The sequence below is a fragment of the Microbacterium alkaliflavum genome, from assembly GCF_044325405.1.
GTDB classification, from domain to species: domain Bacteria; phylum Actinomycetota; class Actinomycetes; order Actinomycetales; family Microbacteriaceae; genus Microbacterium; species Microbacterium alkaliflavum.
Window position 1 is genome coordinate 645,502 of the sequence record NZ_JBIQWL010000001.1, and the last position, 15,222, is coordinate 660,723.

The following is a 15,222-nucleotide window of genomic DNA, read 5'->3' on the forward strand; positions in this document are numbered from 1 at the left end:
GGCACCGTAGGCTGTTCAGGTGACCACCGCCCTGTACCGCCGCTACCGGCCCGAGGCGTTCGGCGAGATGATCGGGCAGTCGCAGGTCACCGACCCGCTCATGACCGCGTTGCGCAGCGATCGCGTCGGTCACGCCTACCTGTTCTCGGGTCCGCGCGGGTGCGGCAAGACGACCTCGGCGCGCATCCTCGCGCGGTGCCTCAACTGCGCCGAGGGGCCCACCGACGTCCCGTGCGGCAAATGCGAGAGCTGCATCGAGCTCGGTCGCGGCGGCGGCGGATCGCTCGACGTCGTCGAGATCGACGCCGCCTCGCACAACGGCGTCGACGACGCGCGCGACCTGCGTGAGCGGGCGATCTTCGCGCCGGCCCGCGACCGCTTCAAGATCTTCATCCTCGACGAGGCGCACATGGTGACGCCGCAGGGCTTCAACGCCCTGCTCAAGCTCGTCGAAGAGCCGCCCGACCACGTCAAGTTCATCTTCGCGACGACCGAGCCCGAGAAGGTCATCGGCACGATCCGCTCGCGCACGCACCACTACCCGTTCCGGCTCGTGCCGCCGGGCGCCATGCTCGCCTACGTCGAGGAGCTCTGCACCACCGAGGGGGTGTCGGTCGAGTCGGGCGTGCTGCCCCTCGTCGTACGCGCCGGCGGCGGATCGCCGCGAGACACGCTGTCGCTGCTCGACCAGCTCATCGCCGGGTCGGAGGGCGCCGTCGTCACCTACGCGCGGGCTGTCGCGCTCCTCGGCTACACGCACGCCGAACTTCTCGACGAGGTGGTCGACGCCTTCGGCGCGCGGGATGCCTCCGCCGCGTTCGCGGCGATCGACCGCGTCGTGCAGACGGGGCAGGACCCCCGTCGCTTCGTCGACGACCTCCTCGAGCGACTGCGCGATCTCATCGTCGTCGACGCGACTGGTCAGGGCGCCGCCGCCGTGCTCCGCGGCGTCTCGGAAGAAGAGCTCGCGCGCATGGAGCGTCAGGCCGCCGCGTTCGGCGCCGCCCGCCTGTCGCACACGGCCGACCTCGTGATCGCGACGCTCGACGACATGACGGGCGCCACGTCGCCCCGCCTGCAGCTCGAGCTCATGGTCGCGCGTGTCCTGGCGGCGTCGCCCGCGGTCGCTGTCGCGGCGGCGCCTGCGGTTGCGGTGGCGCCCGTCGCGGCTGCTCCCGTCGCTCCGGCGCCGGCGGTTGCGGTGGCGCCCGTCGCTCCGGTGCCGGCCGCCGCGCCCGCTTCGCCCCCCGAGCGTGTCGAGGGGTCGAACAGCATCGCTGAGCCGGCCGCCGCCCCCCCTGCGCCTCCCGCCGCCCCGCCGGTCCCGTCGGGGCCGGTGACGCTGCAGCGCATGCGGGACGCGTGGCCCGAAGTGCTCGCCCGCCTCGAGGACATCAGCCGCGCCTCGTGGATGATCGCGTCGGGGGCCGGCATCGCGGCGCTCACCGACGACGTCCTGACGCTCACGTTCCGCAGCCAGAGCGACGTCGCGAAGTTCAAGCAACTCTCGGCCGGCGCCGGGCCCAGCGAAGACCTGCGCTCGGCGATCCTGGCCGTGCTCGGCATCCGCGTGAAGTACATCGCCCGCAAGGAGTCCGATGCCGCGCCCGGCGATCCCGGGGGCGCACCCGGCGACGGTTCGCCCGGAGGCCCCGGTGGCGGCACGTCGGCCCTCGGCGGCGCCACGAGCGGTGCCGGCGGCGCTGCTCGCGCCTCAGCGGCACCGAGCGAGCGCTCGTCCGTGCCGGGCGGTCGCGCCACCGCCGAGCGTCCCGCGGAGCGCTCTGCGGCACCGGCGCGCGCCTCGGCCGCCCCCGTGACGGAATGGGCCGTCGCACCCATTCCGGGTTCGGCGGGCGGCGACTCCGGTCAGGACGCGCCATCGGCCTCCGCGCGGGGCGGCGCGTGGGCTCCGCCGACCGCTTCGGCGGCGACCTGGGCACCTCCGGCGCCGACGGCTCCTGCCGCGACCGCATCCCGGCCGTCCGAACCCGCCGGCATGGGCCAGTTCGCGATCGACGACGAGCCTGAAGAGGCCGAGAGCGAGGCGTCCCGCGTTCACACCGCGACGCTCGCGCCGGCGCGCGACGGCGACGTGATCCCCGAGCGCGACGTCGCCCCGTCGATCGAGCGCGACGACGACGATGACGAGGATGAGCTCGAGCCCCCGGCATCCGCCGATCTTCCCGTGCCGCCCGTCGTCGCTCCGCCGCTGACGCCTCCGCGCAGCCAGGCGGCGGCGCGCAACGGCGGGCCGCAGCGCTACGGCGAGGCCGTCGTGCGCCAGGTGCTCGGCGCGACGTTCGTGCGCGAAGAGCCCTACGAGCCGCCGACGAGGTTCAACTGACCCATGTACGACGGCATCGTCCAAGATCTCATCGATGAGTTCGGGCGACTTCCGGGCATCGGCCCGAAGTCCGCTCAGCGCATCACGTTCCACATCCTGCAGACCCCGAACTTCGACGTCTCGCACCTCGCGCAGCTGCTCGCCGAAGTGCGCGAGAAGGTGCGCTTCTGCGAGATCTGCGGCAACGTCTCCGAGCAGGAGCGCTGCGCGATCTGCCGTGATCCGCGCCGCAACCCCGCGCTCATCTGCGTGGTCGAAGACGCGAAGGACGTCGCCGCGATCGAGCGCACGCGCGAGTTCCGCGGGCTGTACCACGTGCTCGGCGGGGCGATCAGCCCCATCGCGGGCATCGGACCCGACGACCTGCGCATCGCGCAGCTCATGCAGCGGCTCGCCGACGGCACCGTGCAGGAGGTCATCCTCGCGACCAACCCCAACCTCGAGGGCGAGGCGACCGCGACCTACCTCAGCCGCCTGCTGCACACGCTCGAGATCACGGTGACGCGTCTCGCGTCGGGGCTGCCCGTCGGAGGCGACCTCGAGTACGCCGACGAAGTGACCCTCGGCCGGGCCTTCGAGGGGCGCCGCACGCTGTGAGCGCCGACCCCCTCGCCGCGCCGTCGCGGTTCAGCTCCAAGGGCTGGGTGCTCTTCGCCGTCATGGCGCTGGTCTGGGGCATGCCGTACCTCTTCATCAAGGAGGCCGTCGACTCGTACTCGCCCGCGGCCGTCGTCGCCGGGCGCACGCTCATCGGCGCCGTCATCCTGCTGCCGCTCGCGATCCACCGCCGCGCGCTGCGCCCGGCGCTCAAGCTCTGGCCGTGGGTGCTCGCGTTCGGCGCGATCGAGATGGCGGGCCCGTTCCTGCTCCTCGGGCACGCGGAGCAGACTCTTCCCTCCGGCCTGACCGGCCTCCTCGTGGCGACCGTTCCGCTGTTCGCCGCCGTCATCGCCTTCACGAGAGGCGACAAAGGGATGCTGCGCCCCGCGCGAGCGGGAGGGCTCTTGGTCGGCTTCATCGGCGTCGCGGTCATCGTCGCCGGGCCCGGTCTTGCCGTCGGCGGATCGGCGAGCCTGCTCGCAGTGGGCGAGGTGCTGCTCGTCGCGGTCTGCTACGCCATCGCGCCGTTCATCGTCGCGACGAAGCTCAAGGACGTGCCGTCGCTCGGCACCATCACGCTGTCGCTGTTCGCCGTCGGCCTGTTCTACCTGCCGATCGGCGTGCTGACGCAGCACGAAGTGCCGACGATGCGCAGCACCGTCTCGCTCGTCTCGCTCGGCGTCATCTGCACCGCGCTCGCCTTCATGGCCTTCTTCGCGCTCATCGCCGAGGTCGGGCCGGCCCGCGCGCCGCTGTTCACCTATGTCAACCCCGTCGTCGCGATCATCCTCGGCACGATCCTGCTCGGCGAGGAGCTGAGTGCCGGACTGCTCATCGGCTTCCCGCTCGTCATCCTGGGCTGCTGGCTCGCCGCAACGGGCGGTGTCGTGGTCCGCCGTGCGCGACCCGGGCCTGCGCCACTCGGCGAAGCCGACTGAGACGCGTGGTTCAGCGCAGCACTTCGACGAGCGCGATCCAGGAGATGAGCACCGCCGCGACGATCGCCGCGATGGCACCCGCCGCGAACCAGAAGACACCGGCATCCACTCCCGCGACGAGCAGGATGCCTCCCGCGACGTAGCCGAGGGGCGCGACGAAGCCCACGACCGACTTCGCGAGCTTCAGGCGGTTCGCGGGGTGGTGGTTCTCATAGATGCGGCGCGTGGCCTGCGTGGAGAAGAGTGCGGTCACGACGCCGAACACGATCATCATGACGCCGTAGCCGAGCGCCGTGATGCCCGGGATGAGCCCGACGGCCGAGCCGACGATCGCGAGCACGAGCCCCGCGATCGCGGACGCCAGCCGCGCTGCGACCGACGGCGCATCGATGATCTCGCGGATGTTGACACTCGCCGCCACGATCACGAGACCCGCGAGCGCCGCCGTGGCGCCCATCATCGCGACGTTGAACTCGCTCCAGCCCTCCACCACACCCATGCCCGGATGCTACCGCTCCGCCCGCAGCCGGCTTCGGGGGGCGCAATGCGTCGCGTGCGGTGGTCGAGGCGACAATATGCGCCCACCGCGTGGTCGAGCGTTGGGCTGGAGTTCACCCGACACATGGTCGGGTCGGCATGAGCCCGTCCGTAAGATGGTCCGTTGGGCGCGGCATCCGCTGGCCCTCCGCCGTCGATCCGAGCGGCGGCGCATCCCGGGGAGTTCCATCGTGGCGCTGATCGTCCAGAAGTACGGCGGTTCGTCCGTCGCCGACGCTGAGAGCATCAAGCGGGTCGCGAAGCGCATCGTCGACACGCGCCGCGCCGGCCACGAGGTGGTCGTCGCGGTGAGCGCCATGGGCGACACGACCGACGAGCTGCTCGACCTCGCCCAGCAGGTCGCGCCGATCCAGGCGCCGCGCGAGCTCGACATGCTCTTGTCCAGCGGCGAGCGCATCTCGATGGCGCTGCTCGCGATGGCGATCCACTCGATGGGCTTCGAGGCGCGCTCGTTCACGGGCAGCCAGGCCGGCATGATCACGACCGCCGACCACGGGTCGGCGCGCATCGTCGACGTGACGCCGGTGCGCCTGCGCGAGGCGCTCGACGAGGGCGCCATCGTCATCGTCGCGGGCTTCCAGGGCTTCAATCGCGACACCCGCGACATCACCACCCTCGGCCGCGGCGGCTCCGACACGACCGCTGTAGCCCTCGCCGCGGCGCTCGACGCCGACGTCTGCGAGATCTACAGCGACGTCGACGGCATCTTCACCGCCGACCCCCGCGTCGTGCCCAAGGCGCGCAAGCTCGACCGCATCTCGAGCGAGGAGATGCTCGAGCTCGCGGCCAACGGCGCGAAGGTCCTCTACATCCGCGCTGTCGAGTACGCGCGCCGCCATGGCGTGGTCATCCACGCCCGCTCCACTTTCAGCTCGGGGGAGGGCACGTACGTCCTCAACGAGAAGCAGCGCACGTCGCGCCCCGACCAGGGAGGTCCCATGGAAGAGCCCGTCGTCGCCGGAGTCGCGACCGACCTCGGCCAGGCCAAGATCACGATCATCGGCGTGCCCGACGTTCCCGGCAAGGCAGCGGAGATCTTCAAGATCGTCGCGAAGTCGGGCGCCAACGTCGACATGATCGTGCAGAACGTGTCGGCCGCCGCCACGGGCCGCACCGACATCTCCTTCACGCTCCCCAAGGGCGACGCCGCCGCCGCGCTCAAGGCGCTCGCCGGCGACCAGTCCGAGGTCGGGTTCCAGAGCCTCGTGCACGACGACCAGATCGGCAAGCTGTCGGTCGTCGGCGCCGGGATGCGCACGCACTCGGGCGTTTCGGCGACGCTGTTCGAGGCGCTGAGCGTCGCGGGCATCAACATCGAGATGATCTCGACGTCGGAGATCCGCATCTCCGTCGTCGTGCGCGGCGACGACCTCGCCGCCGCCGCGCGCGTCGTGCACCGCGCCTACGGGCTCGACGGCGACGCCGACGCGACCGTCTACGCCGGCTCCGGCCGCTGAGTCGCTTTCACCTGCGTCGATTCGCAGGCCCGGGTGCCATTCGCCGCAGCTGAACGGCATCCCACACTTTCACCTGCGTCGATCCGCAGGGCCGGGCGCCATTCGTCGCAACTGAACGGCATCCCCGTCCGACAGACGCAGATCGGCGCATCGAACGTCAGGCCGGTGCGTCCCGCACGGCGAGGACGGCGTCCCACAGGGCGTCGGCGACCTCGCGCTTGGTTCCGGATGCCTCTGCGGCGACCTCGTCGTCGGAGCCGATGACGACGATGTGATTGTCGGATGCCTCGAACCCCGCCGACCAGCCGACCTCGTTGAGGGCGAGCAGGTCGACGCCCTTGCGCTGACGCTTGCGGCGCGCGCGGGCGAGGAGTTCCGCGCCGTCCGTCGCCGTCTCGGCCGCGAACCCCACGACCGTCTGCCCCGCGCGCCGGGATGCCACGAGCCCCGCGAGGATGTCGTCGTTCTGCACGAGCGCGATCGACTGCAGCGGCCCGTCCTCCTTGCTCAGCTTGCTGTCCGACACCTCGGCGACGCGGTAGTCGGCCACGGCGGCGACCATCACGACGACGTCGGCGTCGCCCGCGGAAGAAGTCACGGCAGCCCCGAGCTCAGCGGCGGTTCCGACTCGCGTCACCTCGATGCGAGGGTGACGGGATGCCTCGTCGAGCACTCCGCCGTCGACATGCGCCGCGACGAGCCGCACGTGCGCGCCGCGCGCCGCCGCCGCGACCGCGACCTCGGCGCCCTGACGCCCGCTCGAACGGTTGCCGATGTAGCGCACGGGGTCGATCGGCTCGCGCGTGCCGCCCGTCGACACGACGACCTCGAGACCGTCGAGGTCGCCCGTGAACAGGGCCAACGCGAACGCCACGATGTCCTCGGGCTCCGACATGCGTCCCGGCCCGCTGTCGCCGCCCGTGAGCGGCCCGTCGGCCGGCCCGACGACGTGCACTCCACGATCGCGCAGCGTCGCCATGTTCGCGACCGTCGCGGGGTGGCGCCACATCTCGGTGTGCATCGCGGGTGCCACGACGACGGGCGCGGACGTCGCGAGGAGAGTCGTGCCGAGGAGATCGTCGGCGAGGCCCGCGGTCATCGAGGCGAGCGTGTTGGCCGTCGCCGGTGCGACGATGATGAGGTCTGCTTTGCGCCCGAGGGCGACGTGGCGCACCTCCGACACGTCCTCGTGCACCGACGTCGTGACGGGGTTGCGGCTGATGGCCTCCCACGTCGTGAGCCCGACGAAGCGCAGCGCGTCCTGCGTGGGGATGACATGCACGTCGTGTCCGCCGGTCACGAGGAGGCGCACGAGCTGAACCGTCTTGTAGGCGGCGATGCCACCCGTCACGCCGACTACGATGAACATTCCCCGATCCTCCCACGCGGCGCTGATCCGGAGCGGTATCGGGCAGAAGGGCGCCAGAACAATGTGCACCGTGATCGTCCACGTGCCCCAGGCCGCCGACGACCCCGTCCGACTCCTCGCCGTCCGCGACGAGGATCCGGGGCGGCCGTGGGATCCCGTCGGTCCGTGGTGGCCCGACACCTACCCGGGCGTCGTCGGCGTGCGCGATGCGCGCGCCGGGGGAGCGTGGCTCGCCGCCGACGCCGACTCGCGACGCCTCGCGGTCCTGCTCAACCGGAAAGACATCGAAGACCTGCCCGAGGAGGGCCTCGAGTCCCGCGGGGGAGTCGTGCTCGAGGCCGTCGCGGGCCGCGCGCCCGGCGAGCGACCCCCGACGCACGGCTTCAACCTCGTCGAGGTCGAGGGTGCGAGCGTCGTGGTCACGACGTGGGACGGCGGCGCCCTCCGCACCGCTCGACTCGAGCCCGGGACGCATATGATCGCGCACGACGACGTCGACGACGAAGCGACGCCGCGCATCGCGCACTGGCTGACGACGTTCGCCGACGCCCACGCGAAAAGCCCGCAGGGGGATGCCGCCGCCCCGATCGACTGGTTCGCTCCGTGGTTCGCTCTGCTCGAGGCATCCGCCGATCTCCCGCCCACCGACGATCGCGCGATCATCCGCGACAACCGGCCGCTGGGGTATCCGACGCTGTCTCTCCTGATGTGCGCCGCGACGATCGGACCCGACGGGGTCGAAGTCGCATACGGGGCCTTCGACGAGCCCGGACACTGGAACGCCCTGACCTTGGCGTGAATCCTGCGATGCCCGGCGGTCGTCACACGCTCCGTGGCGCATATGTCGCCCGGTAGAATCGGGCAAACCCTGCACAGCCCGGCAGCCGCACGCCGTCGCAACGAACGAGGATCACCATGACCCGCATCTCAGACTCCGGACTCTCCGTCGCCGTCGTCGGCGCCACGGGCCAGGTGGGCACCGTCATGCGCGAGATCCTCGCCGAGCGCAGCTTCCCGATCCGCGAGCTGCGCCTGTTCGCGACGGCCCGCTCCGCCGGCACCGCCGTCGAGTTCGGCGGCGAGACCGTCATCATCGAGGACGTCGCCACGGCCGACCCGTCGGGGATCGACGTCGCACTCTTCTCGGCCGGCGCCACCGGCAGCCGTGCGCACGCGCCCCGCTTCGCCGAGGCCGGCGCCGTCGTCATCGACAACTCGAGCGCGTGGCGCCAGGACCCCGAGGTTCCGCTCGTCGTCAGCGAGGTCAACCCGCACGCGATCGCGAACCCGCCGAAGGGCATCATCGCCAACCCCAACTGCACGACGATGGCCGCGATGCCGGTTCTGAAGGTGCTGGATGCCGAAGCCGGCCTCGAGCGCCTCATCGTGTCGACCTACCAGGCCGTCAGCGGCTCGGGGCTCGCCGGTGCGCAGGAGCTGCTCGGCCAGATCGAGGCCGTCGTCGCACAGCCGAACGCGATCGACCTCGTGCACGACGGCTCGGCCGTCGACTTCCCGCAGCCGGAGAAGTACGTCGCGCCGATCGCGTTCGACGTCATCCCGTTCGCGGGCAACCTCGTCGACGACGGTCTCAACGAGACCGACGAGGAGAAGAAGCTCCGCAACGAGAGCCGCAAGATCCTCGAGCTGCCCGGCCTCCGCGTCGCCGGCACGTGCGTGCGGGTCCCCGTCTTCACGGGCCACTCGCTCAGCATCAACGTCGAGTTCGCGCGCGACATCACCCCCGAGCGCGCCCGCGAGGTGCTCGCCGGCGCCCCCGGCGTCGTGCTCGAAGAGGTGCCGACGCCGCTGCAGGCCGCCGGCAGCGACCCGAGCTACGTGGGCCGCATCCGCGCCGACCAGTCGGCCCCCGAGGGCAAGGGCCTCGTGCTCTTCATCAGCAACGACAACCTGCGCAAGGGCGCGGCCCTCAACGCCGTGCAGATCGCGGAGGTCGTCGCGGCGAACCTCGGCGTCACCGCCTGAGGCCTTTCGCCCGCGATAAGAACCGCGGAGTTTGACGCTTCAGCGGGGCCCAGAGGTCCGGGCGGCAACCCCGCGGCGCCTAAACTTATCTGGTGACAGAAAAGGTCGACGTCCTGCTCATCGGTGGCGGCATCATGAGCGCCACCCTGGGAACCCTCCTCTCTGAGCTGCAGCCCGACTGGAAGATCGTCGTCTACGAGCGACTCTCCGACGTCGCCCTCGAGAGCTCCAACGCGTGGAACAACGCGGGCACGGGCCACGCGGCGCTGTGCGAGCTCAACTACATGCCGGAAGGCTCCGACGGCACGCTCGACCCCGCCAAGGCGATCTCGATCAACGAGCAGTTCCAGCAGAGTCGTCAGTTCTGGTCGTCGCTGGTCGAGAAGGGCGTGCTCGACGCACCCAAGACCTTCATCAACTCCGCGCCCCACATGACGTTCGTGCGCGGCGACAAGGACGTCGAGTACCTCCGCAAGCGCTACGAGGTGCTCAAGCAGGAGCCGCTGTTCGCCGGCATCGAGTACAGCGAGGACTCGCGCGTCATCAACCAGTGGGCGCCGCTGCTCATGCAGAAGCGCCGTGCGGGCGAGTCGTTCGCCGCGACGCGCGTGCCCGCCGGCACCGACGTCGACTTCGGCGCGCTGACGCACCAGCTCTTCGATGGACTCGAGGCGCGCGGCGCCGAGGTCGTCACGAACCGAGAGGTCCGGGGGCTCAAGAAGCTCGCCGACGGCACGTGGAACGTGAGCTGGCGCAACACGATCGGTCGCACGCCCGGCACGACCAACGCGAAGTTCGTCTTCGTCGGCGCGGGCGGCTGGGCGCTCAAGCTGCTGCAGCGCTCCGGCATCCCCGAGATCTCGGGGTACGGCGTGTTCCCGATCGGCGGCCAGTTCCTCAAGACCACCAACCCGTCGCTCGTCGCGCAGCACAAGGCCAAGGTCTACTCGCAGGCGTCGGTGGGCGCTCCGCCCATGTCGGTGCCGCACCTCGATACGCGCGTCGTCGACGGCGAGGCATCCCTCCTGTTCGGACCGTTCGCGACGTTCAGCCCGAAGTTCCTCAAGAACGGCTCGATGCTCGACATCGTGACCCAGGTGCGCCCCGGCAACCTCGGGCCGATGCTCAGGGTCGCGTGGGACAACCCGAGCCTCATCACCTACCTCCTCGGCGAGCTCGTCAAGAACCACGCCAAGAAGGTCGACAGCCTGCGGATCTTCATGCCGACCGCGAAGGACGAGGACTGGACGCTCATCCAGGCCGGCCAGCGCGCCCAGGTCATGAAGAAGGACCCGAAGAAGGGCGGCGTGCTGCAGTTCGGCACCGAGGTCGTCACGGCCCAGGACGGCTCGATCGCGGGCCTGCTCGGAGCCTCTCCGGGCGCGTCGACGGCCGTCTCGATCATGCTCGGTCTTCTGAAGTCGTGCTTCCCCGACCAGATCGACGGCTGGCAGCCCGCGCTCAAGGAGCTCATCCCGAGTTACGGAGAGACGCTCAACCCGCGCCCCGCCGTCGCCGAGGAGACCCTCACCGAGACCGCCGAGGCGCTCGCCCTCACGGCCTAGTCGTCCGCGCCGCTACGCTGGCCCGATGGGGCTCAGCACCGCCGCGCGCGCGTCGGCTGTCGTCGTGCTCGCCGGTGTTCTGGCGTTGGTCGCTTCGCCCGCTGCGTCGGCAGTGGCAGAGCCCACCGCACGTGCGATCGGGATGGATGCCACGGCCGCGCCAGCCGCGGCATCCCTCGACACCGCCGTGCGCGCCGGGGTCGACGACTTCACCTACGACTCGCTGACCGCGGATTACTGGCTCGTGCGCGCGGCCGACGGCGAGTCCGAGCTGTACACGACCGAGACGATCGTCGCCCGGTTCCCCGAAGCCGACCAGAACAAGGGGATAGTGCGGCGCATCCCGCTGTCGGAATCGGGCATCGATCTCGGCACGTCCGTCGTCAACGTGACGGGGGCGGGTGGCGCGCCCATCGCCTGGTGGACCGAGCAGGACGAGGACAACGTCTACGTGCTCACGGGCGACGACTCGTACGTGCATGGCCAGCAGACGTACGTCATCTCGTACACGATGCACGACGTCGTGCTGCGCTACGCCGACACGGGCGCCGACGAGTTCTACTGGGACGTCCTCAGCACCGACCACGCGCAGCCGTTCGGCACGGTGACGGCCAGCGTGCACGTCGCCGGCGACGCCGCCGACGGCCTCATGGCGGGCCGCGTGTTCTGCTACCGCGGGCCGGTCGGCGCCACGAACCGGTGCGAGATCGACGGACCGCAACCCGACGTCGCGTGGCCCGACGACGTCTCGGCGTGGGCCTTCTCGCAGAGCGGGAGGGATGCCGCGCCCGGCGCCGTCCTGTTCACGGCGACCGACACCGAGTTCGGCCCCGACGAGGCGATGACCGCCGCGATCGGCTTCGCGCAGCGCACCTTCGCCGCGCCCACGCCGCCCCCGCCTCCGCCCTATCCGTGGTGGGAGTGGGTCCTGCCCGCTTTGGGATTGCTCGCCGGATTCGGCGGCCTCGTGTTCATCCTGGTCATGAAGGCGTTCCTGCGGCGGAACCCCGACGACTCCCCGGTCGTCGTGCAGTACACGCCGCCCGTCGACGAGTCGCCGACCCTCTCGGCCGGTGTGCTCGGCGTGCCGGCGCGCGCGCTCGCCGCCCACGTCGTCGACCTTGCGGTGCGCGACAAGGTCGAGATCACGGCGAAGGGCGACCGCGCGGAGCCCGACGACTTCAGCGTCGTGCTCCGCGACACGGGGGGTCTCGAGCATGACGACCGCCGCATCATCACCACCCTGTATGGAAAGGATGCCGCGCCCGGCGACCGCGTCGACCTCGGCGAGTTCGCCTCCAACCCGCCCGTCCGTGCCGTCACCTATGTGCGGCGCATCGACGACGCGACGGTCGACCGCGGCTACCGCGGCAAGACGCCGGGCTGGGTCGGCGTCGTGCGGGGGATCCTGACCTTCGGCGGCTTCATCGTCGCGATGCTGCTGCTGTTCCTCCAGAGCGGTGTTCCGTCGGTGCTCACGGATCTCGGGGTGCTCGGCGGCTGGATCAACCTGCTGTCGATCGTCAGCGCCTTCGGGGCGTTCATCCTCCTGCCGTTCTTCTCGATGCCCAAGACGACGCTCACGCGGGCCGGCGGCAGGCACAAGACGTACCTCGACGGCATCCGCGAGTACCTGCGTCTTGCGGAGGAGGACCGCCTGCGCGCGGCGCAGTCGCCGCAGACGGCCGACCTCGTCTCGAGCGGCCGCCGCGCCTTCGGCGATGCGGCTGATCGCCCGGGCGTCGACGTCGTGAACCTGTACGAGCGGCTCCTCCCGTATGCCGTGCTGTTCGGCATGGAGCGGCAGTGGATCGAGGTCATCCGGTCGGCGGCGGTGATCGAGGTGACGACGTCGCGTCTCGCCCTCTTCGACTCGATCCGCACCGACTCCCTCTCCGATGCCTCGCGCTCCATCGGGCACCTCGCCGCGACACCCGTGTCCAGCGGCGGCTCGTCGAGCTCGTCGAGCTCATCCTTCTCGAGCAGCTGGTCGTCGTCGGGCGGCTCGAGCGGCGGCGGCTTCTCGGGCGGCGGTGGGGGCGGGGGAGGCTTCGGCGGGCGATGAGCGCGGGATCGGCCCGCCTCTAGACTCGCCTGGTGGCCAAGCTCTACTTCCGCTACGGGGCGATGAACTCCGGCAAGTCGACGTCCCTGCTGCAGGCCGCGTACAACTACGAGGAGCGGGGTCAGCATGTGCTGCTGGCCAAGCCTGAGATCGACACGAAGGGCGCCGACGAGATCTCGAGCCGCCTCGGCGTGACGCGTCCCGTCGACTTCCTCGTCGCGCCCGGCGACGACCTGCGCGCCGTGTTCGCCGAGCATCGCGCTCGCGTGCGGCGCGAGGCCGCGGCATCCCTCATTCCCGAAGCCGACGAGCATCCCGTCGACGTCGCATGCCTCCTCATCGACGAGGCCCAGTTCCTCACGCGTGAGCAGGTCGACGACCTGCTGCGCATCGTCGTGCTCGACGGCGTGCCCGTGCTCGCGTACGGCATCCGCACCGACTTCCAGACGCGCGCCTTTCCCGGATCGCGCCGGCTGATGGAGCTCGCGCACAGCCTCGAGGAGCTCAAGACGATCTGCCGCTGCGGTCGCAAGGCGCTGTTCAACGCGCGCCTGGTCGGCGGGCGCTTCGTGTTCGAGGGCGACCAGGTGGCGATCGACGAGCTCACGACCGAGCGCGTCACCTATGAGGCGCTCTGCGCCGAGGACTACCTCGCGGAATCGGGCGGCCGGCTCGGCTAAGCCGTCGCCTCGGCCGGGCGCCGGCGCGGCGGCAGGGGCACGAGCATCGACGTCGTGCGCTTGTACTCCGCGTAGGCGGGGTACTTCGCGGCCGTGATCGACTCCGTGAAGATCGTGGAGCCGATGAACAGGAGCGACAGCAATGCCGCGCCCGCGATCGTCCAGTTGAGCGCGCCGCCCCAGAATCCGAGACCGGATGCCACGGCTGCGACAGCTCCCAGCGCGTAGAACACCCACCACTGCGCCTGCTCGAAGAAGAAGTTGGGGTGCCGGCTGTAGCGGAACAGCCCCGATGTCGCGAAGCCCGGCTCGAGCGTGCCGCCGGCGGCCTTCTTGGCCTGGTGGAAGTCCCACTGCTGCTGATCGGCCGCGAACTCGCCGACCAGGAACGCGGCGAACAGCGCCGCGAAGGCGGCATCCCATCCCGTGAACGGCGCGGGATGCTGCCACGCGACGTATGCCGGAAGCGTGATGAGCACGAGCAGGGCGTTCTGGTACAGCACGATGAAGAAGACGTTGAAGAGCTGGAACTGCCACGGCCGCATGCGGCCGCGCAGGATCGCCCAGCGGTAGTCCTCCATGCCCGTGTAGCCGCCCTTGCGGGCGAAGTTGAAGGTGAGGCGCGCACCCCACGCCGTGGCGAGGAGCGCCATCACGACGAGCCGGACGCCGTCGATCCCCGCGCCGATCGCCGAGATCGCGAAGATCCACACGTAGAGGACCGGCACGATCGACCAGATGCGGTCGACCCACGAGGTGTCCTTCGTGATGAGCGACGCGATCCAGCAGAAGGCACACGTCACGCCCGCGACGATGAGGACGAGGAGGAGGGGATCCATGCGCAACAGATTACGGCGCGTGAGGCTCCGGATTGCGTGGTCTGACCACTGCGTGTAGTGTGGTCAGACCATTGCGAGAAGGAGCACTGTGGCTGCCGACACCGCACCCGCCCGGGCGTGGCGCGTCGTGCTCGAGAAGATCGAGAGCGACCTCCTGGAAGGCCGGCTCGCCCCCGGTGACCGACTGCCTCCCGAGCGCGAGCTCGCCGCGACCCTCGGCGTCGGCCGCTCGAGCGTGCGCGAAGCGCTGCGCGTGCTCGAGGTCATGGGGCTCATCCGCACCGCGACGGGCTCGGGCCCCACCTCCGGCGCGATCATCATCGCCACTCCGCGGGGCGGCCTCGCGGCCCTCCTGCGCCTGCAGGTCGCAGCGCAAGGCTTCCCCCTCGCCGACGTCGTCGCGACCCGCCTCCTGCTGGAGGAGTGGGTCGTGGGGCACCTCGCCACCGACGGCGCGCACGATCTCGCCGACGTGCGGGCGACGCTCCGGGCCATGGAGGACCGCACGCTTACGGCCGACGAGTTCCTCGCCCTCGACGCCCACTTCCACCTCGGACTCGCCGACGCGTCGGGCAACGCCGTCGTCGGCGCCTCCATGGCGGGCCTGCGCACGGCGATCGAGTCGTACGTGCAGGCGGGCGCCAGACGCATCGAGGACTGGGATGCCGCGGCCGCGCGCCTGCGCACGGAGCACCGCGACATCCTCCAGGCGATCGACTCGGGCGAGGCCGACCTCGCGCGATCGCTCGTCCACGACCACATCACCGGCTACTACGCCGCCGCGGGCCTCACCCGCGGCTGACGAGAGGATCCACCCC

The 15,222-nt window shown here is 70.9% G+C and carries 13 protein-coding genes; 10 read left to right on the forward strand and 3 right to left on the reverse strand.

The features are described 5' to 3' along the window. The first annotated feature begins 19 nt into the window (after nt 1-19). The 3 genes from ACH3VR_RS02750 to ACH3VR_RS02760 are packed head-to-tail and all read left to right on the forward strand — an operon-like array spanning nt 20 to nt 3,885. Nucleotides 20-2,347, forward strand: coding sequence for a DNA polymerase III subunit gamma and tau (locus ACH3VR_RS02750; protein WP_396639214.1), 2,328 nt, complete (start codon nt 20-22; stop codon nt 2,345-2,347). 3 nt (nt 2,348-2,350) lie between these two features. Beyond that, the gene (gene recR, locus ACH3VR_RS02755) at nt 2,351-2,944 is read left to right on the forward strand and encodes a recombination mediator RecR (RefSeq protein ID WP_396639215.1); all 594 of its coding nucleotides are present in this window, start codon (nt 2,351-2,353) and stop codon (nt 2,942-2,944) included. Then, nucleotides 2,941-3,885 carry a DMT family transporter gene (locus ACH3VR_RS02760; RefSeq protein ID WP_396639216.1) on the forward strand — a complete coding sequence of 315 codons (945 nt, stop codon included), beginning with the start codon at nt 2,941-2,943 and terminating at the stop codon, nt 3,883-3,885. Before recR ends, ACH3VR_RS02760 begins: the two co-directional genes overlap by 4 nt. Before the next feature lie 10 nt (nt 3,886-3,895). Here ACH3VR_RS02760 and ACH3VR_RS02765 read toward each other — a convergent pair whose 3' ends face one another. Continuing rightward, the gene (locus ACH3VR_RS02765) at nt 3,896-4,384 is read right to left on the reverse strand and encodes a hypothetical protein (RefSeq protein WP_396639217.1); all 489 of its coding nucleotides are present in this window, start codon (nt 4,382-4,384) and stop codon (nt 3,896-3,898) included. A 229-nt stretch (nt 4,385-4,613) separates the two neighbouring features. Between ACH3VR_RS02765 and ACH3VR_RS02770 the strand changes: the two genes are divergently transcribed. Further along, nucleotides 4,614-5,900: an aspartate kinase gene (locus ACH3VR_RS02770; RefSeq protein WP_396639218.1), complete on the forward strand. Its 1,287-nt coding sequence runs from the start codon at nt 4,614-4,616 to the stop codon at nt 5,898-5,900. A 157-nt stretch (nt 5,901-6,057) separates the two neighbouring features. Here ACH3VR_RS02770 and coaBC read toward each other — a convergent pair whose 3' ends face one another. Beyond that, nucleotides 6,058-7,269, reverse strand: a complete 1,212-nt coding sequence (gene coaBC / locus ACH3VR_RS02775) for a bifunctional phosphopantothenoylcysteine decarboxylase/phosphopantothenate--cysteine ligase CoaBC (RefSeq protein ID WP_396639219.1) — start codon at nt 7,267-7,269, stop codon at nt 6,058-6,060. Nucleotides 7,270-7,330: 61 nt separating this feature from the next. On the opposite strand from coaBC, the gene ACH3VR_RS02780 reads away from it, so the two are divergent. From ACH3VR_RS02780 to ACH3VR_RS02800, 5 genes are all read left to right on the forward strand, one after another. Beyond that, nucleotides 7,331-8,068, forward strand: a complete 738-nt coding sequence (locus ACH3VR_RS02780; protein WP_396639220.1) for an NRDE family protein — start codon at nt 7,331-7,333, stop codon at nt 8,066-8,068. 116 nt (nt 8,069-8,184) lie between these two features. Then, a complete protein-coding gene (locus tag ACH3VR_RS02785) occupies nt 8,185-9,255 on the forward strand; it encodes an aspartate-semialdehyde dehydrogenase (protein ID WP_396639221.1) in 1,071 nt (356 codons plus the stop codon). 92 nt (nt 9,256-9,347) lie between these two features. Then, nucleotides 9,348-10,820 (forward strand): malate:quinone oxidoreductase, encoded by a 1,473-nt coding sequence (locus tag ACH3VR_RS02790; RefSeq protein WP_396639222.1) that lies wholly within the window; start codon nt 9,348-9,350, stop codon nt 10,818-10,820. A gap of 25 nt (nt 10,821-10,845) precedes the next feature. Beyond that, a complete protein-coding gene (locus ACH3VR_RS02795) occupies nt 10,846-12,885 on the forward strand; it encodes a DUF2207 domain-containing protein (RefSeq protein ID WP_396639223.1) in 2,040 nt (679 codons plus the stop codon). Between the two features lie 32 nt (nt 12,886-12,917). After that, nucleotides 12,918-13,565 carry a thymidine kinase gene (locus ACH3VR_RS02800; protein ID WP_396639224.1) on the forward strand — a complete coding sequence of 216 codons (648 nt, stop codon included), beginning with the start codon at nt 12,918-12,920 and terminating at the stop codon, nt 13,563-13,565. Here ACH3VR_RS02800 and ACH3VR_RS02805 read toward each other — a convergent pair. Then, nucleotides 13,562-14,404, reverse strand: coding sequence for a DUF1295 domain-containing protein (locus ACH3VR_RS02805; protein WP_396639225.1), 843 nt, complete (start codon nt 14,402-14,404; stop codon nt 13,562-13,564). The genes ACH3VR_RS02800 and ACH3VR_RS02805 overlap by 4 nt on opposite strands. 88 nt (nt 14,405-14,492) lie before the next feature. On the opposite strand from ACH3VR_RS02805, the gene ACH3VR_RS02810 reads away from it, so the two are divergent. Then, nucleotides 14,493-15,206: a FadR/GntR family transcriptional regulator gene (locus ACH3VR_RS02810; RefSeq protein WP_396639226.1), complete on the forward strand. Its 714-nt coding sequence runs from the start codon at nt 14,493-14,495 to the stop codon at nt 15,204-15,206. Nucleotides 15,207-15,222: the final 16 nt, after the last annotated feature.